General features: G+C 57.1%; 10 protein-coding genes. 5 read left to right on the top strand and 5 right to left on the bottom strand.

Going from position 1 to position 25,757, the window contains the following annotated elements; all coding sequences use genetic code 11:
* The first annotated feature begins 29 nt into the window (after positions 1 to 29).
* Complete coding sequence (locus ACUNV4_RS08180; RefSeq protein WP_430878020.1) at positions 30 to 13,673, top strand: cadherin domain-containing protein; 13,644 nt, start codon at positions 30 to 32, stop codon at positions 13,671 to 13,673.
* A 24-nt stretch (positions 13,674 to 13,697) separates the two neighbouring features.
* Here the strand turns inward: ACUNV4_RS08180 and ACUNV4_RS08175 are convergent, their stop codons facing one another.
* The 4 genes from ACUNV4_RS08175 to ACUNV4_RS08160 all read right to left on the bottom strand — a co-directional run bounded on the left by ACUNV4_RS08175 (position 13,698) and on the right by ACUNV4_RS08160 (position 19,083).
* A complete protein-coding gene (locus tag ACUNV4_RS08175; protein ID WP_430878019.1) occupies positions 13,698 to 14,288 on the bottom strand; it encodes a sarcosine oxidase subunit gamma in 591 nt (196 codons plus the stop codon).
* 125 nt (positions 14,289 to 14,413) lie between these two features.
* Positions 14,414 to 17,467, bottom strand: coding sequence for a sarcosine oxidase subunit alpha family protein (locus ACUNV4_RS08170; protein ID WP_430878018.1), 3,054 nt, complete (start codon positions 17,465 to 17,467; stop codon positions 14,414 to 14,416).
* Complete coding sequence (locus ACUNV4_RS08165) at positions 17,464 to 17,796, bottom strand: sarcosine oxidase subunit delta (protein ID WP_430878017.1); 333 nt, start codon at positions 17,794 to 17,796, stop codon at positions 17,464 to 17,466. Before ACUNV4_RS08165 ends, ACUNV4_RS08170 begins: the two co-directional genes overlap by 4 nt.
* A gap of 33 nt (positions 17,797 to 17,829) precedes the next feature.
* Positions 17,830 to 19,083, bottom strand: a complete 1,254-nt coding sequence (locus tag ACUNV4_RS08160; protein ID WP_430878016.1) for a sarcosine oxidase subunit beta family protein — start codon at positions 19,081 to 19,083, stop codon at positions 17,830 to 17,832.
* A gap of 138 nt (positions 19,084 to 19,221) precedes the next feature.
* Between ACUNV4_RS08160 and ACUNV4_RS08155 the strand changes: the two genes are divergently transcribed.
* Positions 19,222 to 20,235: a GlxA family transcriptional regulator gene (locus ACUNV4_RS08155; RefSeq protein ID WP_430878015.1), complete on the top strand. Its 1,014-nt coding sequence runs from the start codon at positions 19,222 to 19,224 to the stop codon at positions 20,233 to 20,235.
* 107 nt (positions 20,236 to 20,342) lie between these two features.
* Here ACUNV4_RS08155 and ACUNV4_RS08150 read toward each other — a convergent pair whose 3' ends face one another.
* Positions 20,343 to 20,720: a response regulator gene (locus tag ACUNV4_RS08150; RefSeq protein WP_430878014.1), complete on the bottom strand. Its 378-nt coding sequence runs from the start codon at positions 20,718 to 20,720 to the stop codon at positions 20,343 to 20,345.
* A 276-nt stretch (positions 20,721 to 20,996) separates the two neighbouring features.
* Between ACUNV4_RS08150 and ACUNV4_RS08145 the strand changes: the two genes are divergently transcribed.
* The 3 genes from ACUNV4_RS08145 (at position 20,997) to ACUNV4_RS08135 (ending at position 25,741) form a co-directional block, all read left to right on the top strand.
* Positions 20,997 to 22,385 carry a DUF2254 domain-containing protein gene (locus ACUNV4_RS08145; protein WP_430878013.1) on the top strand — a complete coding sequence of 463 codons (1,389 nt, stop codon included), beginning with the start codon at positions 20,997 to 20,999 and terminating at the stop codon, positions 22,383 to 22,385.
* 105 nt (positions 22,386 to 22,490) lie between these two features.
* Complete coding sequence (locus ACUNV4_RS08140; RefSeq protein WP_430878012.1) at positions 22,491 to 23,768, top strand: hypothetical protein; 1,278 nt, start codon at positions 22,491 to 22,493, stop codon at positions 23,766 to 23,768.
* A 257-nt stretch (positions 23,769 to 24,025) separates the two neighbouring features.
* On the top strand, positions 24,026 to 25,741 hold the full coding sequence (locus tag ACUNV4_RS08135; RefSeq protein ID WP_430878011.1) for a sensor domain-containing diguanylate cyclase: 1,716 nt from the start codon (positions 24,026 to 24,028) through the stop codon (positions 25,739 to 25,741).
* The last annotated feature ends 16 nt before the right edge of the window (positions 25,742 to 25,757 follow it).

The raw sequence follows: 25,757 nt of genomic DNA, 5'->3' as shown, positions 1-25,757 counted from the left end.
ACAGCTGTCGACCGGCTCTGGCAAATGGCATGAAAGACAAGTTGAACAACCGCCCGCAAAGGCAGAATGATGCGTTCCGGCTGGAAGCTCTGGAGCCGCGCCTCCTGTTCTCCGCCGATGCTGCCAGCCTCTTCGCCACCACCGATATTCTGGCTGCCCACGAGACATCCGCCGGCAATCTGCTGAGTACTGTCGAATCGCAAGCCGCCAACAGTGCCTCCACAAGCGCATTGGAACACAGCGAGTCCCCGGCTGTAGAACTCGTCATCATCGATCGTGGGGTGGACAATGCGGAATGGATCGCACAGCAACTGTCCGTCGAGAACGACAGTGAGCGTGCCGTGCATTTCATCGATTCGCAATCCGATGGTGTGGATCAGATCAGCTCGGTACTGGATCAGTACCAGAATGTGACCAGCGTTCGCCTGTTTTCGCATGGTGGCGACGCCAGACTGCAGCTGGGCAATACGACGCTGGACATGAATGAACTGTTGCAGCGAGCCGAACAGGTCAATCAATGGTCGACGTCACTGAGTCAAGGTGCCGACATTCTCATCTATGGCTGTGACCTGGCGAGCTCTGTTGAAGGTCAGGCCTTCACATCCTTGTTCGGCGAGTTGACTCAGGCCGACATTGCAGCATCAGACGATCTGTCCGGCAACGCGGCGCTGGGCGGCGACTGGAGTCTTGAATTTCGTGCTGGCCTGATCGACACGGAAACCGACACCACCGCAATCGCATTACAGGACTATGCCAGCGTACTGGGCGAAATCATGGTGAAGAATCTGGATGACTCGGGCACGGATTCCCTGCGCGAGGCCATTGAAGAAGCCAATCTGGATGGCGGACCCAACACCATCGTTTTCGAGGTGACAGGCACCATACAACTGACCACGGCGTTGCCAGGCATCACCAGTCAGCTGGACATCGACGGTGAGAACAACATCGTACTCGACGGTAGCGCCATCGGTTCCGGCAGCGCCGTCGGTTTGAGCCTGGTTGCCGGCAGTGACAACAGCACGATCAGCAACCTGCAGATCATTCATTTCCCGAGCCATGGTATCTCCTTGACCGACACTGACAACGTCACCTTGATACACAACTTCATCGGCACCGATGGCACCGACAACTATGGCAATTCGGGTCACGGTATCGAGAACAGGAATTCCTCGAATACCGCGATCGGCGACGGAACGCTTGCGGGTAGCAATGTCATTGCCGGCAACGGCAACCATGGAATTCTGCTGACGGGCGCAGGCTCGACCAACGTCAGCGTCAACTACAATTTCATCGGTACGAACAATAGCGGTACAGCTGCCATTGCAAACGGTCAGAACGGCATCTACATCATCGATCATGCCTCCGGGTCGCAGATCAACGCCAACATCATTTCCGGCAACGGCTCGAATGGCGTCAGCCTCACCGGCTTTTACACGACCTACCATCAGCTGACAGCCAACAGGATCGGTACAACTGCTGATGGCACAGGCATTCTGGGCAATGCTGACAGCGGTATATCCCTGACGAGTGGTACCTACGGCAATTCGATCGGTGGTAGCACGGCCGGTAGCGGCAATCTCGTGTCAGGAAACGGTTACGATGGGGTTACCATCAGCGGTTCCTATACGGATTCCAATGACGTCCTTGGCAATCTGATCGGCACCAGTCTGGACGGCAGCAACGCGCTGGCCAACGGTCGACACGGTGTCCAGATTTCCAATGGTGCCCAGGACAATTTCATAGGCGGCAGCGGGCTCCACGAGAGAAACATCATCTCGGGCAATACCCAGACCGGGATTACCATCGACGGCAACAATGGCTCCACCACCACCGACAATGCAGTCGTGGGAAATTACATCGGCACCGATATCACAGGTAGCATCAGTATCCCCAACGTACAGCATGGCATTTACGTGAAACGCGGTGCCAGCGACAACCGGATTGGTGGCAGCAATGACAACTCCGGTCCCTATGCGCTGGCAGAAGGCAATGTGATCTCCGGAAATGGAGACTTCAGTGACTTGCTGAACCCGAGTGGCTCGGGCATAAGAATCGAAAACACCACAACGGACAGAAACGTCATATTTGGCAACTTCATCGGCACTCAGGCCGATGGTGTCTCACTGCTGGGTAACGCCCGCAATGGAATCGAGATCTATTATGGGCCACAGAACACTCTGATCGGTACTGGCGATATCACCCATGCCAATGTCATATCAGGCAATGGATTCGATGGCATCAAGATCGACAGTTACAACGCTCCAACCGAGAACAATTCGATCGTCGGTAATCGTATCGGCACTGATATCACTGCATCACAGAGCATCGGCAATGGTGATAGTGGCATTCAACTGAGCAATGGATCTGCCAACAACACGATCGGCGGCGATCGAACGGCAGGCGAAGCGAACATCATCGTTGCCAACAAGAACGGCATCAGACTGGGGTCAACGGGCTCCGACAACAATACAATTGTCGGCAATTACATTGGTACAAACTCCGTGGACAGCACGACCCTGGGCAACACTCAGGATGGCATAACGCTCTATGGTGGCGCCAGTGCCAACCGAATCGGCGGCTCGGGAATCGGCCAAGGAAACATCATCTCCGGTAATTCCGACAATGGTATCCGTCTCAACGGCAGCAACACCGACGGCAATGTCGTGCAGGGCAATTTCATCGGAACCACCGTCGACGGCAGTGGTGTCATCGGAAACGGGGGCAGTGGTATCAGATTGGTCTCCGGTCCCGGAAATTCTCTGATCGGTGGTGACCGTGGCGCGGGAGAAGGCAATCTGATTTCCGGTAATGCCTATGCCGGAATCAGCTTCTGGGGCGCCGGAACCGATGGGCACATCATTCAGGGCAACCGTATCGGCACCACTCTGGACGGTAACAGTGCGCTGGGGAGTCAATCCAGCGGCATCCTGATCACCGGGGGGGCCAGTAACAACACCATTGGAGGCCTCAGCACGGCCGGCACCGGTAACCTGATATCCGGGCATGCCAGCGGCTACGGTATCAGCATCAGCCTGGCAACCAGCAGCGACAATATCATCACCGGTAACCTGATCGGCACCAATGCCGCAGGAGATGCGCCGCTTGCCAACCTGACCGGCATCTACATCGATGATGCCACCAACACGCGTATCGGCGGCTCCCTGCCCGGCGAGGGAAACATCATTGCCGGCAACAGCGATATCGGTCTGAATCTCCAGGGTACGACCACCTCGGCGACGGTTCAAGGCAATCTTGTCGGCACGAACAGCGCTGGCTCATTGACGCTGGGTAATGGCGACTACGGCATCCATGTCAGGGACAGCACGGAGCTGGTAACCATTGGCGGCGCAGCTGCCAATGAAGGCAACATCCTGTCGGGCAATGCCACCTATGGTCTTTCCATCAACGGTACAACCAACGTTGTGGTAAAAGGCAATTACATCGGTGTTGATGCTTCCGGATTCGTGGCAATCGGCAATGATCTCGGCGGCATTCAGCTATCAGGTGCGGCCAGCAATACGCAGATTGGCGGATCAGGCAACGGTGATGGCAATCTGATCTCGGGCAATGCGGGTTCAGGCATCACCTTGTCCAACAATGCCGACGGCAATACGATTTCCGGTAATCTCATCGGTCTTGCCGTCGATGGAATCACGCTCCTGGGCAACCTTGGCTACGGCATTGCCATCAATACCAGTAACAACCGTATCGGCGGAAATACCAGCAGCGAACGCAACATCATATCCGGCAATACAAGTCATGGAATAGCCATACTCTCTGCCGCCGACCAGAACACCCTCATCGGCAACCGCATCGGCACCGACGCCAGTGACACCATTGACCTAGGCAACAACGGACATGGCATCTGGCTTGAATCCGACAACAATCAGCTGGGTGGTACTCTGCCCGGTTCCGGCAATGTCATCGCCTTCAACATCGGCAACGGCATACGGGTGGAAGGCGGCGCTACCGGCAATGCCATGCTTGGCAATGCCATCCGTGACAATGGCGGAATCGGGATTGACCTGGATGGTGACGCGGTCACTGACAATGATGCGGACGATAGCGATTCAGGCGCCAACAATCTGCAGAATTTCCCCGTCCTCGCCAATGTCATCGTTGGCGAATCAGGTGAATTGAGCATCGACAGCGAGATTCGATCGAGCACCAACACGACATTCAGAGTGGAGTTCTTTGCCAGTTCCACTGCCGATGCAAGCGGCCATGGTGATGCGCAGCGAATGATCGGATACACCACGATGACAACAGATGCCGGTGGCTCGGCCACTACCCAGGTGATACTTGATGCGAATGTAGCGGCCGGTGAATACGTGACAGCGACAGCAACGGTGGACAATGGAAGCGGCGGATTCTCGGATACCTCGGAATTCGCGGCCAATGTCATTGCCGTGTCCCATGCGACGGTCAATTCGGCCCCTGACTTCCACGCTGGCGAAGGCTTTCACACCGTGGCTCTGGCGAACTTGTACAACGGTGCTGTCGACCTGGTGACTCAGCCCGATGGCAAGTATCTGGTGCTGAGTGCCGTCAATACAGCGGCATCCGGAAAGGACCTGGATTTCGCGCTGACACGCTTCAATGCAGATGGCTCCCTGGATACGGGATTTGGCAACGGCGGCACGATCATCAGCGCGCTGACGAGCAACAATGAAACCGTGTCAGCCTTGTCCTTGCAAGGCGATGGCAAGATCATACTGGCTGGTGCTCGGAGTCTCGGCAACGCGAACGAAGCGGTCATGATTCGCTACAACAGCGATGGCTCTCTGGACACCACTTTCGGTTCGGCAGGTGTCGCTGCCTTTTCCCTGGCCGGCACTACCAGTTCAGTCATCACGGACATCGACTTGATGACGGACGGCCGTATCGTGGCCAGTGGCCACGTCAAGGTAGCAGGCGTCGACGCCATGCTGGCACTCCGCGCAACCAGCGATGGCAATCTGGACAGCAGCTTCAATGGCACCGGTTACCGGATCATCGATACGGGAATCGGTGATGCCGAAGCCGGAGCCCTGCAGGTTCAGACCGATGGCAAGGTCGTACTCGCCGGCTACCGCGACAATGGCACGACAACCGAAGCCAGAATCGTGAGGCTGACAGTGGACGGGGCTCTCGATAACACACTCAGTGGCGATGGCCATATCATTCTCGTCTCCGGTGACAATCTGCAAGCGACTACATTGGAAATCGCCGCGGATGGCAAGATCGTCGTCGGCGGCAACTCGGATGCGGCAGATTACCCATCACAGATTTCCCGCTTTCTCACCGATGGCAGTCTGGACAGCAGCTTCGGAGGCACAGGGTATGTGATCGTCAACGTCGGCAGTCCGTTCGAATCAGTCAACAAGCTCACCATTCAACAGGATGGCCGGATCGTGGTGGCAGGCAATGGCTACAATGGGTCCAACAATGATGTCTCGGTATTCAGGCTGAACACGGACGGCAGTCTGGACACCAGCTTCAATTCGAATGGGATGGCACGATTCGATATCAGCGGCGCTACCGATAGCGCCACGGCTGTGGATATCGATGCAATGGGTAATATCATGGTCGCCGGCAACAGTGACGGAAACATGTTCATTGCCAGCATTCGGGACAACGGTACTCTCAATGGACAGTTCAACGCCCGCAATACACTGGATGCCACGCCAGCCTACACCGAAGATACTGCTCCTGTTGTACTCGATGCAGATGTGCAGGTGTTTGATCGTGAGTTGAGTGAAGCCGACAACTTCTCGGGGGCCAGCCTGGTATTGGAGCGTGACTCGCTCGCCAATGCGGATGATATCTTCGGATTCACTACCGCCAATGGTCTCAGCCTGTCGGGCAATCAGATCATCAAGGGCGGACAGGTCATTGGCATATTCGATGCCAATAGTACGCCAGGGCAGTTGACGCTGACATTCACCGATGCAAACGGTGAAATACCTACGAACGCAGATGTCAATCACGCGCTTCAACAGATCACCTATCAGAATTCGAACGACAACCCACCCGGCAGTGTTCAGATCAACTGGACACTGAAGGACGGTAACGCGGGCGCGCAAGGCAGCGGTGGCGATCTGTCAGCGGCTGGACAGACGACGGTCAGCATCACTGCATCCAACGATGCGCCTGTCATCACCAGCGATGGTGGAACAGTGTTTGCCAGTATCGTTGTGAATGAAGGCGACATCGACGTCACGGAGGTCACTGCGAGTGACGTCGACATCGGTGCTGTATTGACATACGGCATCCGTCCATTCGTCGATCATGACAGCTTTTCGATCGATCCGGTGACAGGCCAGCTCTCATTCAACAATCCACCGGATCACGAGACGCAATCCGAATATCAGGTGTGGGTTGAAGTCACGGATAACGAAGGCGCAACAGACACTCAGATCATCGACATCTCTGTCGTGGACATCAATGAGCAACCTGTATTTCTCACCCCTGCCACCCTACCTGATGCCGATGAAGACGCAGCTTATAGCGTCAACATCGACACGAGCGATCCCGACTCCGGCGATACCCGCACTTTCAGCGCAACGGATCTACCCAGCTGGTTGACGATGCAGGACAACCTGGACGGCACGGCGACCCTGAGTGGCACCCCGCTTCAAGGCGACATCGGGCCCGTCAGTTTCACGCTGGACATCGAAGACGCCGCCGGTCTCAAGAGCACACGCACTTTTTCGCTGAACGTACAGAACGTCAATGATCCCACCGTGCTGACCTCTCCGTCCAGTTTCACGGTCAGCGAGAACAGCACGGTGGCAGCGCAGATCACCTCCACGGACGAGGATGGCGATGACCCGGAATATGCCATCAACGGCGGTAGTGATGCATCACTTTTTTCCATTGACGCGGCCACCGGAGAGCTCAGCTTCAATAGCGCAGCGGACTTCGAAAATCCGCTGGATGCAGATGGCAACAATGTCCATGAAGTCATTGTCTCGGTAACTGACAACGCAGGACCACCGTATTTCGCCACCTCACAAGTCATCACCGTCACCGTCACGGATACAGCCGATGAAGACCTCTCGCCGATCATCGACCAGGATGCCCTCGCCGGCGACCAAGGCATCATCGATGAAAACAGTGCCATCGGCAGCACCGTGGGTATCACTGCCCACAGTACCGATGGCGATGCGGGGCAGACTGTCAGTTATGCACTGAGTGGCACCGATGCGGCCCTGTTCAGCATTGATGCCAATGGCGTGGTGACCACCGCCGCCGCGCTGGATCATGAAGAAGCCGACACTCGCAGTTTCATCGTCACAGCCACTTCCAGTGATGGTTCGACGACCACACGTGGATTCACGGTCAGTGTCACCGATCTGGCCGATGAGGATCTGTCGCCGATCATTGACCAGGATGCCCTCGCCGGTGATCAGGGCATCATCGACGAAAACAGTGCCATCGGCAGCACCGTGGGTATCACTGCCCACAGTACCGATGGTGATGCGGGACAGACCGTCAGTTATGCGCTGAGTGGCACTGATGCCGCCCTGTTCAGCATTGATGCCAATGGCGTAGTCACTACCGCAGCCGCGCTGGATCATGAAGAAGCCGGTTCACGCAGCTTTATCGTCACGGCGACCTCCAGTGATGGTTCCACCGCCACACGTGGATTCACGGTCAGTGTCACCGATCTGGCCGATGAGGATCTGTCGCCGATCATCGATCAGGACGCCCTCGCCGGCGACCAAGGCATCATCGATGAAAACAGTGCCATCGGCAGCACCGTGGGTATCACTGCCCACAGTACCGATGGCGATGCGGGGCAGACTGTCAGTTATGCACTGAGTGGCACTGATGCGGCCCTGTTCAGCATCGATGCCAATGGCGTAGTCACTACCGCGGCAGCGCTGGATCATGAAGAAGCCGGTTCACGCAGCTTTATCGTCACGGCGACCTCCAGTGATGGTTCGACGACCACACGTGGATTCACGGTCAGTGTCACCGATTTGGCCGATGAGGATCTGTCGCCAATCATCGACCAGGACGCCACCACTGGCAGCAACGGCAGTGATGGCATCATCGACGAGAACAGTGCCATCGGCAGCACCGTGGGTATCAATGCCCACAGTGCCGATGGCGATGCGGGTCAGACCGTCAGTTATGCGCTGAGTGGCACTGATGCCGCCCTGTTCAGCATCGATGCCAATGGCGTAGTCACTACCGCAGCGGCGCTGGATCATGAAGAAGCCGACACTCGCAGTTTCATCGTCACTGCCACTTCCAGTGATGGTTCGACGGCCACACGCGGATTCACGGTCAGTGTCACCGATCTGGCCGATGAAGATCTGTCGCCAATCATTGACCAGGACGCCCTCGCCGGCGACCAGGGAATTATCGACGAAAACAGTGCCATCGGCAGCACCGTGGGCATCACTGCCCACAGCAGCGACGGTGATGCGGGGCAGACTGTCAGTTATGCACTGAGTGGCACTGATGCGGCCCTGTTCAGCATCGATGCCAATGGCGTAGTCACTACCGCGGCAGCGCTGGATCATGAAGAAGCCGGTTCACGCAGCTTTATCGTCACGGCGACCTCCAGTGATGGTTCGACGACCACACGTGGATTCACGGTCAGTGTCACCGATCTGGCCGATGAGGATCTGTCGCCGATCATCGACCAGGACGCCACCACTGGCAGCAACGGCAGTGATGGCATCATCGACGAGAACAGTGCCATCGGCAGCACCGTGGGTATCAATGCCCACAGTGCCGACGGTGATGCGGGACAAACCGTCAGTTATGCACTGAGTGGCACCGATGCCGCTCTGTTCACCATCGATGCCAATGGTGTGATTACCACCGCCGCCGCGCTGGATCATGAAGAAGCCGACACTCGCAGTTTCATTGTCACGGCAACTTCCAGTGATGGTTCGACGGCCAGCCGCAACTTCATCGTGACCGTCGGTAATGTCAATGAGGCACCGGTTTTTACCAGCAATTCAACATTGCCCGATGCCACCGAGGACTCCTACTACACCACCACCATCTCAACGCGTGACCCTGATACAGGGGATTCACTGAGCTTCAACAATACTGCGATGCCGAACTGGTTGTCGCTGATCGACAACAACGACGGCACGGCAACCCTCAGTGGCACACCACAGAACAATCACGTCGGTAGTCATTCCATCACGCTGGAAATCGAGGATGCCGGAGGACTCAAGAGTACTCGCACCTTTACCGTGACCGTCAGCAACGTCAACGATGCCCCGGTCTTCACCAGTGGAAATACATTCACTATCACGGAAAATGCCAGCGATATCGCGTCGATCAGCGCAAATGATGCTGATGGGAACAGCTTGAGCTATGCCATCGCAGGTGGTGCCGATGCCGCTCTGTTTACCATCGATGCCACTACCGGGGAGTTGAGCTTTTCCGCAGCGCCCGATTACGAGAACCCTCGGGATGCCGACCTCGACCAGGTCCATGAATTGATAGTCAGCGCCGATGACGGTACCGCGTCACCAGATTCCATAACAACACAAGCCATCACCGTCAGTGTTACCGACCTGGCTGATGAGGACTTGTCGCCAATCATCGACCAGGACGCCACCACTGGCAGCAACGGCAGTGATGGCATCGTCGACGAGAACAGCAGTATCGGCAGCACCGTGGGCATCACCGCCCACAGTACCGATGGTGATGCGGGTCAGACCGTCAGTTACGCACTGAGCGGCACTGATGCGGCCTTGTTCAGCATCGATGCCAATGGCGTAGTCACTACCACGGCAGCGCTGGATCATGAAGAAGCCGACACTCGCAGCTTTATCGTCACTGCCACTTCCAGTGATGGTTCCACAGCCACTCGCGAATTCACGGTCAGTGTCACTGATCTGCCTGATGAAGATCTATCGCCAATCATCGACCAGGACGCCACCACTGGCAGCAACGGCAGTGATGGCATCGTCGACGAGAACAGTGCCATTGGCAGTACCGTGGGTATCACTGCCCACAGCAGCGACGGTGATGCGGGACAAACCGTCAGTTATGCACTGAGTGGCACCGATGCGGGCCTGTTCAGCATCGATGCGAATGGTGTGATTACCACTGCCGCCGCGCTGGATCATGAAGAAGCCGACACTCGCAGTTTCATTGTCACCGCGACCTCCACTGATGGTTCCACAGCCATACGCGAATTCACGGTCAGTGTCACTGATCTGCCTGATGAAGATCTGTCGCCGATCATCGACCAGGACGCCACCACTGGCAGCAACGGCAGTGATGGCATCGTCGACGAGAACAGCAGTATCGGCAGCACCGTGAGCATCACCGCCCACAGTACCGATGGTGATGCGGGTCAGACCGTCAGTTATGCACTGAGCGGCACTGATGCGGCCTTGTTCAGCATCGATGCCAATGGCGTAGTCACTACCGCCGCCGCGCTGGATCATGAAGAAGCCGACACTCGCAGTTTCATTGTCACCGCGACCTCCACTGATGGCTCGACAGCCACACGCGGATTCACGGTCAGTGTCACTGATCTGCCTGATGAGGATCTGTCACCGATCATTGACCAGGACGCCACCACTGGCAGCAACGGCAGTGATGGCATCGTCGACGAGAACAGTGCCATTGGCAGTACCGTGGGTATCACTGCCCACAGCAGCGACGGTGATGCGGGACAAACCGTCAGTTATGCACTGAGTGGCACCGATGCGGGCCTGTTCAGCATCGATGCGAATGGTGTGATTACCACTGCCGCCGCCCTGGATCATGAAGAAGCCGGAACACGCAGCTTTATCATCACCGCGACCTCCACTGATGGTTCCACAGCCATACGCGAATTCACGGTCAGTGTCACTGATCTGCCTGATGAAGATCTATCGCCAATCATCGACCAGGACGCCACCACTGGCAGCAACGGCAGTGATGGCATCGTCGACGAGAACAGCAGTATCGGCAGCACCGTGAGCATCACCGCCCACAGTACCGATGGTGATGCGGGTCAGACCGTCAGTTATGCACTGAGCGGCACCGATGCGGCCTTGTTCAGCATCGATGCCAATGGCGTAGTCACTACCGCCGCCGCGCTGGATCATGAAGAAGCCGACACTCGCAGTTTCATTGTCACCGCGACCTCCACTGATGGCTCGACAGCCACACGCGGATTCACGGTCAGTGTCACTGATCTGCCTGATGAGGATCTGTCACCGATCATTGACCAGGACGCCACCACTGGCAGCAACGGCAGTGATGGCATCGTCGACGAGAACAGTGCCATTGGCAGTACCGTGGGTATCACTGCCCACAGCAGCGACGGTGATGCGGGACAAACCGTCAGCTATGCGCTGAGTGGCACCGATGCAGCCCTGTTCAGCATCGATGCCAATGGCGTAGTCACTACCGCGGCAGCGCTGGATCATGAAGAAGCCGACACACGCAGCTTTATCGTCACTGCCACTTCCAGTGATGGTTCGACGGCCATGCGCGGTTTCAGTGTCTCTGTCAGCGATATCAACGAAGCGCCTGTCCATGTTACGGACACCACCTTGCCGGATGCCACCGAAGACAGTCGTTACTCGGTGATCATCAACAGCCATGATCCTGACCAGGGCGACTCGCACTCGTTTCACTCACCCGATCTGCCCGATTGGCTGACGATGGTAGATAATGGTGATGGTACCGCGACGCTGACGGGCACCCCACAGCAGGCCGACAATGGGTCTGCCACCTTCAATGTGGAGATTACCGATGCCGCTGGACTCAAAAGCAATCGCAGCTTCCTGTTGACGGTCAATAATGTCAACAACGCCCCGGTCATTGACTCTGAAAACAGCTTCACCGTTGCCGAGAACAGTGTCGTCATTACCACGGTCACGGCATCGGATGCTGATGGGGATGCGTTGACATATGCCATTATCGGAGGCAGTGATGCCGCCATGTTCACCATTGACCCCGTAAGCGGAACACTGGCATTCTCCACAGCACCCGATTACGAGAACCCTGACGATGCCAACGGCGATCGGGTTCATGAGTTGACCATCAGCGTTGATGATGGCTCGGGCTCTGACAATGCAGTCATCACCAGGACAATCTTCGTGACCATCAGCGACTTGCCGGATGAAGACTTGTCACCTGTCACCGATCTGGACAATACCGCCGGTCAAGCAGGTTTTGTCATGGAGAACAGCGTTATCGGCACCGCCGTGGGCATTACTGCACACAGCGAGGATGGCGATGCCGGACAAACGGTCTCATACACCCTGGGTGGCCCCGACGCAGCGGCGTTCCAGATCGATAGCGAGGGTGTCATTACCACCACAATTCCGCTGGATCACGAAGCGGGCAATGAGCTTGCCTTCATCGTCAACGCCACCTCCAGCGATGGCTCAACGGCCACGCGCAGTTTCACGGTGGCAGTGGGCGATATCGATGAATCACCCACGATCACTTCCGCAGACAATATCAGTATCACCGAGAACCGTACGCTGGCAGGAATCATCACGGCCATCGATATCAATGGCAATACGCCGACAATCAGCATAACGGGTGGTGAGGATGCCGGACTGTTCTCGCTCGACCCTGACAGTGGAGAACTGCGTTTCCGCAACAATCCCGATTTCGAAGTGCCACAGGATCATGACAAGGACAATCGGTACGAGCTTGAATTGACGGCAACGGATTCCCTCAACCAGTCAACGACTCAGACACAGACTGTCACAGTGACGAACCTCAATGAAGCCCCCTCGATCAATATTCGGGAGATCCAGAGCACACCCGAGCACAATGGCGACATTGGCACCTTGAGTATCGTGGATCCGGACAGCGGTGATATCGTCGAGTTGACCATCGTGGGCGGTAATGCAGCATCGTCATTCCACTACGACAATGCCACCGCGCAGCTCAGCCAGATTGCGCACCTCGACACAGGTCGCTATACGCTGGAAGTCATGCTCGTTGATTCCGCTGGCAACGCCACTCAGGCAACGCTGACCATCAGCATCCTCGACGATCCCAGGCTGCAGGCAGCGCTGCCCGAGTCCACGGTCGACATGGACATACTGGCGGAACTGGAAACCACACTGTCCGAGTCCATGGAATCGACGTACAGCAGTTTGCCTGTGCCAGGAAAAATCACGCCATCGGATACCGAGTATCACGTACAGGAAAAGCCAGCGGAACCGGATAGCGCGGCCGACGAAGTCGTGGAGCAATCAGAGACAACCACCCCGGTTGGTGATCACTTCCACGACCCGAAGTTCGATATGGCTCCCGATCTGGTGTCAATGGCGCTCGACAACCCGAACATCGTAAACCCTGTTTCCTCGCTGAGTGCATCGGGCTACGGCAACGAGTCCTCGGAGAAGACACGGTTGCTTGAAATAATGAGTGACCTGCAGAAACGGGGACTGATGAGCCCGCAATCCATCATGGAGAAATTCCAGATACTCCCATTTCAGCTTACTCTGGCACCTTCCATGCTGGACGGCAGCGACACGCTGACCCAGGACTTGTCGGAAACGGCAAAAGAGCAGAATCAGCAGCAGCAACTGGTCGTGGCAATCGGCACGGGGGCAAGCGTCGCGCTGACCGCAGGCTTTGTCTCCTGGTTACTGAAAGCCGGTGTGCTCATATCCACCGCAAAGTCCAGCGCCCCGCTATGGAGCGCCATCGATCCGGTGCCAGTATTGCAGAAGAGAAACGATTCCTGATGCGAAGTACGCTGTCGACAGCATTCAGGCAGTAGCCACGACTGCCTGTAGTCCATACTCCTTGCCCGCACGCTGCAACCAGAGCCACAGATAATCGGCAAGACTGCGCCGCACCAGTACTTCGTAGCGGTCACCATCCAGCTTCATCAGTGTAGCCTGCGCCTTGGCCATCACCGTATTGACAACCTTGCCGGGTGGGAAGTTTTCCGGATTGATGTTGTACGAGGTACTTTTACGCATGACATTGATGGCATCGACACCAGATAATGTCAGCAGACAGTAACCACCGGATACATTGACAATGGCAATGTGCCCGGTAATGGCCGCACGCAGCTTCTTTTCGATGTCGTATGCCTGCTCGATGGGACAGCTCAGCAACCATTCATCAGGGGACATCCAGCGAACGCAGAAATGCGCCCCCCTGGCATCACTCTGCAGTCGCTCCGGCAACTCCAGCTCGAGCACGCTTCGCAAGGCCGCCGACAGTTGGTCACGGGCAGCGCTGGCGCGCAATATCAGCATCCCGGTGAGCTGCGCCTCCTCCAGCAACACCGTGGGTTCGATCTGCTCGGCCGTGGATTTCGAATCAACGATATCAGCGATCGAGGTTTTCATCGATGATCTTCTGCTCCGAACTGGCAGACCGACATGCGCCAGCGGGGTTTTCGCGCCGACCATATCGGAAGCCTTTCGACTGACAGCGTACTGATCCATGACGGCTACATCGGATACCGGATTACTCATGCCTTTTGCCTCACGCCTTCCGGGTCGAAGAACACCGGGGAACAGATGGTGGCCTCGATCACCGAGCCGCCCTTGAGTGGAAAGTAGACCTTCTCGCCCAATCGGTTCAAACCATCCTTGATGACCGCCATGGCAATGCGACGTTCCAGCGTGGCGCTGACGTAGCTGGAGGTCACATGACCTACCATGCTCATGGGTATGGCCTGATCAGGGTCACGTACTGCCTGCGCACCTTCGGGCAACTCGGCATCAGGGTTGCTTGTCATCAGTCCGACCAATTGCTTGCGGTCGCCTCGCAGGCAATCCTGCCGGTTCATGCCGCGCTTTCCGATGAAGCTGAATGGCTTGTTGTTGGCAACTGCCCAGCCATGATTCATGTCGTAGGGGGTCATCGATCCGTCCGTATCCTGACCGACAATGATGAATCCCTTTTCCGCCCGCAGAACATGCATGGTCTCCGTACCATAGGGTGTCAGATCAAACTCCTTGCCAGCCTTGAACAAGGCATTCCAGACCGCCAGTCCGTACTGCGCCGGTACATTGATTTCGTAGGAGAGATCACCAGTAAAGGAAATTCTGAATATTCGTGCGGGTACTCCGGCAACGGCGGCCTCGCGCCAGTCCATGAAACCGAAATTCGCGGCTGACAAGTCGATGGACGTCAACTTGCCCAGCAGCTTGCGACTGTCGGGCCCGGCGATGGTCATGGTGGCCCACTGGTCGGTGACACTGGTGAAGAAGACCTCCAGCTCAGGCCACTCGGTCTGATGATAGTTCTCCATCCAGGACAGGACATGGGCCGCGCCACCGGTCGTGGTGGTCATCAGGAAATGATTCTCCGCCAGGCAGGACGTCACGCCATCATCCATGATCATGCCGTCCTCACCGCACATCAGGCCATACCGACAACGTCCGGGAGCCAGCTTTGCCCAGGCATTGGTATACACACGCCCCAGAAACTCACGAGCATCCTTGCCCTGGATATCGATCTTGCCCAGAGTGCTTGCATCCAGAATGCCCACACCGTTGCGAGTTGCCAGCTGCTCTCGGGCAATCGCTTGTTCCAGGGTTTCATCTCCCCGGGGAAAATACAGGGGACGTTTCCACTGACCAACGTTCTCGAACTCTGCACCCTGCTCAAGGTGCCAGCTGTGCATGGGTGTGAATCGCTGCGGGTCGAACAACAGGTCGGTATGTGCACCACTCACCACGCCAAAACTCACCGGCGTGTAATTGGGGCGGAACACCGTTGTGCCGGTGTCTGCCATGCTCTTGCCCAGAGACTTCGCAACAATCGCCATGCCATTGATATTGCCGGTCTTGCCCTGATCGGTGCCGAACCCCAGCGCCGTATAGCGTTTCACATGTTCGATGGATTCAAACCCTTCGCGGGTGCTCATCTGAATCCCTGCAGCGGTTACATCGTTCTGCATATCGACGAACTGCCCGGGCGCCCGGCTGCTTGGTCTGGAGTGTGGTACCAGAAACACCGGCATGGCTGCACAGACCACGTCGTTACCCGGACCTGCACTCGGCCAGTCCTCTTGATCATCGGCGTCCGGGTAGCCGGCTGCAGCAGCTGCGTCACTGCCCGCCTGCAAGCCATCCTGCAGACACTCTGCCAGGCTCTGCAAGCCGGCCATGGCCCCCGCACTCCAACGCTGTTCGGTGGTATCACCCGGCACGAAGCCCAGTGCTTCTTCCGACCACACCGGCCGACTTCCAGTATGACAGGACAGATGCACAACCGGGCTCCAGCCACCGCTGGTCGCAATGGTGTCACAGCTCAGCAACTGGCTCTCGCCGGTGACAAAGCTCGCCCCGGCATTGATGGGAGCGACCAGCGCACCAGATACCCGCTTGCGGCCACGCGCTTCAATCACCGCAGAGCCGGTGATCACCTTGATGCCCTTCTGCAATGCCAGCTCGGTAACGCTGCCATCGGGTTCGCGACGGGTATCGACAATCGCCACCACCTTGCGTCCGGCATCGTGCCAGTCGAATGCACTCTGGTAACCACTGTCATTGCTCGTCATGACCACCAGAGTATTGCCCGGTACGACGGCAAAACGTCTTATATAGTGCGACAGACTGCTGGCGACCATGCATCCTGGCAGGTCATTGTTGGCAAAAACCAGTGGCCTCTCATGCGCCCCGGTTGCCAACACGACACTGCCGGCCCTGACCTTGTGCAGGCGCTGCCGGGTCATGTACCCCGGGGCCCTGTCGCCAAGATGCTCGGATCGTCGTTCGCTGATCGTCAGGAAATTATGATCGTGGTAGCCGTTGACCGTGGCACGTTGCAGCAGTGTGACTCGCGGATTGTCACGAAGCTCCTGTACCGCCTGATCTACCCATGCCATGGCATCGCCACCGTTGATCTGTTCATGACTGAACAGCAGTGAACCACCGGCTTCACTGCGTTCATCCGCCAGCATGACTCGCGCGCCTTGTCTGGCTGCGCTCAGTGCGGCACCCAGACCGGTCGGCCCGGCGCCCACGATCAGCACGTCCACGTGATGATTCATGTGATCGTAACGATCAACGTCGGCAAGCTTCGGGCTACGTCCCAGACCCGCCGCCTTGCGGATGAATCTTTCGTAGTTTTCCCATTGCGATCTTGGCCACATGAAGGTCTTGTAGTAGAAGCCCGGGGACATCAGATGGCCTGCCAGTCTACCGAGCAGACCCATCGCGTCCGCCTCCACATTCGGCCAGCCATTGACCGGTTCGCACACCAGTCCGTCGTACAGCGTCTGTTCGGTCGCCTTGATGTTGGGAGTCTGTGTCGCCTCGCTGGCACCGATCTGCAGCACCGCGTTGGGCTCTTCCACACCCGCGGTCATGATGCCGCGCGCACGACCGTACTTGAAGCTGCGGCCGACAATGTCAACCCCGTTGGCCAACAGAGCCGATGCAAGTGTGTCCCCCTCATAGCCCATCAGTCGCCGACCGTCGAAGCTGAACACCAGCGGCTTGTCCCGATTGATACGACCACCTCGGGAAAGGCGATTGCGCTGCTGAATCTTCAGCTGATGCGAGCTCATCATGATTCAGTGCTCCAGTTCAATACCGAGCCCGTCTCGGTCACCTCCGGCTCGCCGTCATACTCCAGCATCTCACCGGCCTTGTAGGTGCCGTAGATTTCGTAGGTCTGTGTATTGCGAAGCACATTGAAATACTTGCGACAGCCGGCCGCATGCACCCACAGCTCGCGATGCACGCCACGCGGGTTCTTGCGGTAGTAGAGATGATTTCCCCACTGCTCGTCACTCAGTGAATCCGGATCCGCAGGCCTGGGCAGATGAGCCTGGCCAGCAGCATGAAATTCCTCTTCTTCGCGGTGTTCGCCGCAATAAGGGCAATGAATCAGAAACATGGCAGCGTCAGTCGTTTGTCGTATCGTCGGGAATCAGTGTGCAACGCCTGCAGCACCGTGCTCGTCAATCAGGGCACCACTGTGAAAGCGCCAGTAGTCGAAAGCCCTGCTGAGATCGTTGGGCTCACCGGTGGCCAGCATATCGGCGAAGACATGACCTGAGCCGGGCGTTGCCTTGAAGCCTCCGGTACCCCAGCCGCAGTTGAAGAACAGATTTTCAACCGGCGTCTTGGAGATGATGGGACAGGCATCAGGAGTGGTATCGACGATGCCACCCCACTGGCGGTTCATGTGCACCCGCGAGACCACGGGGAACAACTCCAAAATGGCCTGCATGGTGTGTTCGATGACCGGGTAGGAACCGCGCTGCCCATAACCCACATAGCCGTCGATGCCCGCGCCGATGACCAGATCTCCCTTGTCGGATTGAGACATGTAACCGTGTACGGCATTGGACATCACGACAGTATCCAGAATCGGTTTGATCGGCTCGGAGACATAGGCTTGCAGCGGATGCGATTCTATCGGCAGCTCGAATCCGGCATAGCCTGCGAGAACACCCGAATTGCCAGCCGTGACACAGCCGATCCGGTCAGCACCTATCCGCCCGTGCTGCGCCGTCTCCACACCCACAGCGGCACCATCTTCGATCACGATGTCCGTGACTTCCGTCTGCTGCAGAATATCCACTCCGTAGCTGTCCGCGCCACGGGCAAATCCCCAGGCCACGGCATCATGCCTGGCGACACCGGCTCGCGGCTGCCAGGAAGCACCCAGTATCGGATAACGGGTGTTGCCTGAACAATCCATGATCGGCACGATCTCGGCACATTGCCGGGCATCGAGCACCTCGCCATCGATGCCATTGAGCCGATTGGCGTTCACTCGTCGCTGGATATCGCGCATGTCCTGCAGAGTATGGCCGAGATTCATGACCCCTCGCTGCGAGAACATCACATTGTAGTTGAGTTCCTGTGATAGCCCCTCCCACAGCTGCATGGCGTGCTCGTACAACTGTGCTGCTTCATCCCACAGGTAATTGGATCTGACGATGGTGGTATTGCGACCGGTATTTCCCCCGCCGATCCAGCCTTTCTCGATGACCGCCACATTCACCTTGTCATGCACACTGGCCAGATAATAAGCCGTTGCCAGCCCATGCCCGCCACCACCGACAATGATGATGTCGTAGTGTTTCCTGGGCTTGGGATTGCGCCACATCCGCTGCCAGTGCTCCTGGTGACGGAACGCCTGTTTGATGAGGCCAAATCCGGAAAATCGACTCATGTCCGTTGTCTGCATGCGAAGGGCTGAACGGCTATTGTGGACTTGTCGACGCTTGCGGTCCTGACAATTCACGTACATCTTTTGTCTGAATACGCCATTGATTGCAATTTGCGACAGAAAGAGCAGTATGCTCCACCGATGAAAGCACCTACACAAGCCGTTGCCGGGACGCACTGTCCGATCACCGTGGAGTTCGTGCTGCTATCTCACTTCTCATTGCTGAGCTTCACTGCTGCGGCCGATGCACTGACCACCGCAAATCTGGTCAGTGGGCAACCGCTGTTTGCGTTCAGAACGATTGCCCTGACAGAACACTCGGTGGTCAGCGATCTGGGCATACACCTGACAGCGGACAGCCTCATCAGTCAGTCAGAGCTGCCGCCGAACGAGGCGTCAACCAACATCGTACTGATTTGCGGTGGTTACCGATGCGATCTGCAGGAAGACCCGCAGCTCTCGAACTGGCTTCGTCTGCGCGATCAGCAGGGAACCCAGCTGGGAGGTCTCTGGAACGGCATACTGGCCGTGTCGGCAGCCGGCCTGATGACTGGCTACGGCTGCGCGCTCCACCCGGACAACCATACGCTGGCCAGCATGAGACACCCGCACATGACGGTTCGCCCAGACACCCTGGTGGTGGATCGCACCCGCTGGTCGGCTGCCGGGCCCAGCAGTGCCTTCGAACTGATGCTGATGCTTATCGGTCGTCACGACTCCGCCGAGACGGTGCATGCCATCAGGCAGATCCTCAAGGCCGATACGATGGTGTCTGCCGACAGCCGACCACGCTCGTGGAAACAGGAACAGGCCGAGCTGCCTGCCAACCTGCAGAGTGCCTTGCGACTGATGCGCAACAATCTGGATGAGCCGGTCAGCAAGCTGGCGTTGGCGCAACACATCAATCTGTCAACCAGGGCAATGGAACGACTTTTCCAGCGACATCTGAACACCAGCCCGGCGCGTTTCTATCGTCAGCTGCGACTCCAGCGAGCGCACGAACTGCTGTCGCAGGGCGATGCTTCGGTAGGCGAAGTCAGCGATGTCTGCGGCTTTGTCAGTGCCGCTCATTTCAGTCGATCCTTTCAGAAGCGGTACGGCGTTTCGCCGTCTGACGTCCTTCGATCCACCTCGTCTCTGCTGGATATGTCATGAGACTCGAATTGCACAAGAGCTGAGTTCGCGTCCCGAGAATGCCGTCGGCAAGACTCTGCTGCACTCGCGCTGGTCCTGCACCAACTGCCTCGCTGGGCAACACCAGGTCAGATTCCCTGGCAACAGGCGGTATCGAGAATCACCCGGAATTCCTGCCTGAGCTGAGCCAGAGAGCTGGGCTTCCTGATGAAGCTGCAATGGTGCAGATGACTCGTCCGCTGTCTCAGGAGTGCCATGTTATTGCCGGAGCAGAATACCACCCGACAACTGTCGCGACGATCCTGTGCCAGCGCCGCCACTTCGACCCCACTGAGTCTTTCCCCCAGATCCCAGTCAGTAATGAGAACCTGGGGAGCGCTGCGCAGCACCTCGTCGATGGCCTCCCCACCTGTGCGAGCACCGCGCGGGTTGAAACCCATTCGGCGAACCAGGTTCATCAGCGCAGCATGGGTCTGCTCATCATCTTCCACTATCAGGATATTCATGACCGTGTCCGCCCACGCAGCGCCAACTCGCCTTGCTTCAGAGAATCTGAAATGGAGAGTTGTCCGCTTGGCAAGGGCATCGCTTGTGTATCTCGTGTGATCTGGCCACCAACTTAAATCGGCAGACCGTCGCTCACTACCTTCTTGTAACAATTGACCATCGCCTCGCACCGAATGTAGATTGCGGATGACCACAATCGATTGCTGCTGCACGATGCTACCTTACCGTGCCTCAATGCACGCCCCCCGCTACAAGGTCAAGGACATCAGGTCGCCATGCATGCACGATTGATCAAACATCTTCATGACCTGCGCGCCAGCTACTGGTTCGTTCCCATGTACATGGTCTCGGTAGCCCTGATACTGGCCATTGTGATGCGCTGGCTGGATGCCCGTCATTCGATGAGCTGGCTGGCCGATTACATGCGTCTGGCTACCGATGATGCCAGCACGATTCTCAGTACGATTGCCACCGCCATTCTGGGCGTGGCTGGCGTGACATTCTCCATCACGATGGTTGCCGTGTCCTTCGCCAGCTCCAACTACGGTCCGCGCCTGATCAACAACTTCATGCGGGACAAGGGCAGTCAGTACACGCTTGGCACCTTCATCGGCACCTTTGTGTACAGCATGACGGTGATGACCGGCGTGCATGGCTCCACAACCCTGGAATCGGGCAGGGAGATCGCCGCCTTCGTCCCCTTGCTGAGCATCTGCCTTGCTCTGATACTCGCCTTTGCATCCATTTCCGTATTGATCTACTTCATCCATCACATCACGGAAACCATCAATATCGAAAACATCACGGCCAGCATCGGTCGTTCTCTGGAATTGCGGATCACCGAGCTCTTCCCGCAGCAGAGTGATAGCCTGCCCCTGACAGACGCTCCCGACTTCGATACAGCCATTCGGGGAAAGACCCTGCACGAGGTCAAGTCTCTCACCATAGGCTACGTACAGGCCATCGACCTTGACAATCTGAACCGCATTGCCGAGGACAGGGACCTGCTGGTCATGATCCACTACCGTCCCGGGGACTTCACCACCACTCACGATTGCCTGATGAGTGTCTGGACCTCCGCCAATGCAGAGACGGACGCAGATGAGCTGCGAGAGTGCCTGGTGACAGGAGAAGAACGTACGGAACAGCAGAACGTGCTGTTTCTGGTGGAACAACTGAGCGAGGTGATTGCAAGGACACTGTCCCCGGGGATCAACGATCCCTACACAGCCATCAGTTGCATGAACTGGTTTCGTACGGCCCTGATGCAATACCTTCATCAGGAGCGACAAGCGAAAAGGGAAAACGCCGCGACGTTTCCATGGCACCGTACTCGTGTCCAGCTCAAGCCCGTCGACCTGGATCGGCTGTGCAAGGCGATGTTCGATCAGACACGGCAATATGTCGCAACCGACATGAACGTCACCCTGCACACCATGGCGCTTCTGTCCGAATGCGGTTGGCATGCGGGACCCGGCTCATCCAGGGAACAGCTGAGGGACCATCTTCAACGCCTGTACCACTGCAGTTGTGCATCGCGCAAGGACAACGGCGATACGGATCTGATCTCGCAGCGCTTCGACGAGGCGCAGTGCATCATGGATCAGCGAAATGATATCAGCCATCTGCGCCAGGAGACACCCTGGTTTGGTGGAAGCGCCTGAGATTTTGTAAAAAAGACACGCCGTATTGCCATGTTTGCAATACCGCGGAACTTCGGCAGAGCTGTCGCTAGCCTTGATGCACTTGTCAACAAACGAGATGCAATAATGAAACCAAGAGAAAATGTACGCAGGGAATCGCTTCATTTCGTTCCACGCTTGCAATGTCAGGATCTGGCGAAGGCGTCTGCCGGCCGGGAATTTCACTACCAGCGCAGTGCGATTGCGGCCATGCTCTCTCTGGGCCTGACCAGTCCGGTCATGGCGCTGGAGCTGACGGACTTCACTGACCCGGATACCGAATACGATGAGGCTTACGTCGACTTCACCGCCAATGCCAATGATGGCAATCAGGATCAGGTGTCCTACGATGCACTGCTCAACGGTTTTTACAATCGCCAGGAAAGCACGCGAGAGCGGGTATTGAACTATCGATTCGATGCCAACTATGACGCATCAAGAGGCCCGAACAGCGACGATGACACACAGGACGATTACGGAGCAGGTATCGGCATCAACGCCGACACCTATTTCAGTGACAGCAACGAAAACCTCTTCTGGTTCGGATCGGCGGATTACGCCTTTCAGGACAGTGCAGAGGATGACAACGCAGGATTCACGGTAGGTATCGGTTACGGGCGTGTCTGGAACGCGACGCCGCTGGCGAAGGCATTGCGAATCCAGCAATCGCTGCAGGAGTACGGTCAGCTTTCGGGAGACCTGAGCGACGACGGGGCTGGCGAGCTGGCAAACATCATTGCTCGGGAAGACGAATATCGGGCCCGTGAAGGTGCGGATACCTATCGTGGAGTCTGGTATTCCGAGATGGAAGAAATCCTGCAGCGTGAAGGCCTTCTGACAGCTGACACACTCAGTGCACTGGGTGCGGTGAAAATGGACGATGTGCTGTTTGACGAACCGATCAGTGCCCGACGTCATGGATGGCTGGCTCGCGCGGGTGTCGGTATCCAGATCAGTGATTTCTCGGGAACGGTCGACAGCGATCCGAAGTTCCGCTTCGAGCTGGAATACGCCAAGCCTTACGGACTGACCGGACAGCTGCTGGAAACCGCCGTCTACGAACCGATATTCGGTGACGATACCGTTCATCGACTGTCCAATCGCCTCAGCTACACCTATGAGGTATCAGACCGTATCGACTGGCTCAACTCCTGGAACCTCAGTTTCCAGCAGGCCGATGATGATGACGATACCCGCTTCGTGAGCAACACGCTGACCTCCACATTCTTGTACCACCTGACCAATGAGCTGGATCTCGGACTGACGCTGGCAGCCAACGACGTGGATGTCAGACCCGATGCCACCAACGGTGATGACGAAGTCAACAAGTCGGCAGTACTCGGCCTGAGATACCGTATCAAGTAGGCAGCCTTGCCCATGCCCTACTCGTCATGGTAGCAATACCTGATATCACGGCCCCTGCAAGGATTGCGGGGACTGTGTCGTTTCGACCACTCAGGTAGCCTCTCGACCCAAGGCTCTGTCATATCCGGCTGGACCTCGTGTCAATTGTGGTGAAATCAGGTTCCATGTAACTCGGCAATCCCCGCATCCTGCCAATCGGCACCCCCTGCTGGTACTTTAATTGCGTGTGTTTCATCGTCCCTTTGTATGGCAACACGATGAATCCCAATTCTCTACGACTGGTACTGGTGTCACTTGTCGTACTGTTGCAACTGACATCACTGACCGTCGTCAGCTTTCTGACGAAGGAACAGCTCGCCAATCAGTCTCAGCTGGAGGCCACTGCGACCCTGAAAGCCCAGGCAGATGAGGTTGTGGAAAAGACGCGTCTCTTTCTGGTTCCTGCACTCAGTCAGTTGACCACCGCCGGCCAGTTGTTTGCAGACGGCATGCTCGATGCGCGTCGTGATCAGCAACTCTCCACGTTCTTCCGTTCCCAGTTGCGTTCGAACCTGTGGCTCAAGGGCATGTTTCTGGCGCGCGAAGATGGCAGCATGGTGCGAGTCGGACGCTTCGTCGACGACCGTCGTATCGACCCCGGCAAGGTCAGGGACCTGCTGGTCACCAAGCGGATACAGCTCAGCGGTGATAATCGCCAGGTGGAATACGAGGAACACAATGAGCGCACCGGAGAAACGCGGCATTGGTCGAATCCGGCGGACAACAGTGACCCCAGGCAACTGAACTGGTACCAGAGTGCACGCGCGCAACAGCGCCTGGTATGGAGCGATGCATTCAGTTATCACGAGAACGGCCAGCCGATTGTCTCGGCCTCCCTGCCCATACGCACGCCGGAAGGTCTTGATGCCGGCGTGCTCAGCGTGGCCGTCGACCTGCATGAGCTGACCCGCTTCATCGAGCGCACCAGCGGCTCGAACATCAACTCAGCGGTGATGATCGACGCCAACGGACGCGTGATTGCCTACTCATCAGCCATCCAGCACGTACGGCATCGAGCCCTGAGCGATATCGAGTCCATGTTCCGCCCCTCCGACGAGGCAATGCTGGAACTGTATGCACGTACCAATACCACGGGTATCAGCGCCACCGGTGAAGATACACTGATCGAACATCTGGACATGGGCGAAGTGACGCAGATGGGCCTTGCTCGCCGAGTCAACCTGTTTGGTGGTGCCATTCGCTGGACACTGCTGATCACCCAGCCCCACTGGACCAAACTGCACACCAGCGACAACATCCTCAATTCCGTCATGCGATTGGCAACGATCATCATTGCTGCTCCCGGCATCATGGCATTGCTGCTGATACTGGCCATTACCGCCCCCGTCTACCGCCTGCACCGCAGGGCAACCATCGACCAGCTGACCCGCGCCTACAATCGGGACGAATTCGAGAACCGACTGCGACACCGCATCCACGACATGCACAATCTGCCAGCCGACAAGCAACTGGTCAGCGTGGTACTCGATCTGGACGGATTCAAGGCGATCAACGATCGACACGGACACCCGACCGGGGATCTCATTCTGCGTGCTGTCGTCAAGAGACTGCAGAAACACGCGCCGAGCGATACGCTCATCGGCCGTCTGGGGGGCGATGAATTCGCACTGCTGTGCTCTGTGGATAAACAACTGGACCCCTTGACACTGATGGAACAGTTGCGCCGTCAGGTGACGGAAGTACCCGTGCCCTCCGGCAATGGTGTTCATACCTTCGGCATGACGATGGGACTCAGCGTGATCTGCAAGGGAGACTCCGCCGAGACCGTCCTCAAGCGTGCCGATCTCGCCCTGGTGAACGGCAAGCTGATCGAGAAGAACCGCACTTATGATTCGACCACCGGCACCGGCCAGGTATCAGGACAGATGACTCCCTTCTCGAAGCCCGACCGCTGCGCTGCCGCCTGCTCCTGAACAGAAAGCTGATCGA

The organism is Granulosicoccus sp. 3-233 (assembly GCF_052681095.1).
Note: the sequence above shows the minus strand (reverse complement) of the source record. Positions and strands in the feature narration are given on the sequence as shown.

Coding starts and splice junctions, on each gene's coding strand:
- ACUNV4_RS08140 (WP_430878012.1), top strand. CDS start 22,491: ATGAAACCAAGAGAAAATGTACGCAGGGAATCGCTTCATTTCGTTCCA.
- ACUNV4_RS08175 (WP_430878019.1), bottom strand. CDS start 14,288: ATGAAAACCTCGATCGCTGATATCGTTGATTCGAAATCCACGGCCGAG.
- ACUNV4_RS08145 (WP_430878013.1), top strand. CDS start 20,997: ATGCATGCACGATTGATCAAACATCTTCATGACCTGCGCGCCAGCTAC.
- ACUNV4_RS08135 (WP_430878011.1), top strand. CDS start 24,026: ATGAATCCCAATTCTCTACGACTGGTACTGGTGTCACTTGTCGTACTG.
- ACUNV4_RS08150 (WP_430878014.1), bottom strand. CDS start 20,720: ATGAATATCCTGATAGTGGAAGATGATGAGCAGACCCATGCTGCGCTG.
- ACUNV4_RS08180 (WP_430878020.1), top strand. CDS start 30: ATGAAAGACAAGTTGAACAACCGCCCGCAAAGGCAGAATGATGCGTTC.
- ACUNV4_RS08160 (WP_430878016.1), bottom strand. CDS start 19,083: ATGAGTCGATTTTCCGGATTTGGCCTCATCAAACAGGCGTTCCGTCAC.
- ACUNV4_RS08165 (WP_430878017.1), bottom strand. CDS start 17,796: ATGTTTCTGATTCATTGCCCTTATTGCGGCGAACACCGCGAAGAAGAG.
- ACUNV4_RS08170 (WP_430878018.1), bottom strand. CDS start 17,467: ATGATGAGCTCGCATCAGCTGAAGATTCAGCAGCGCAATCGCCTTTCC.
- ACUNV4_RS08155 (WP_430878015.1), top strand. CDS start 19,222: ATGAAAGCACCTACACAAGCCGTTGCCGGGACGCACTGTCCGATCACC.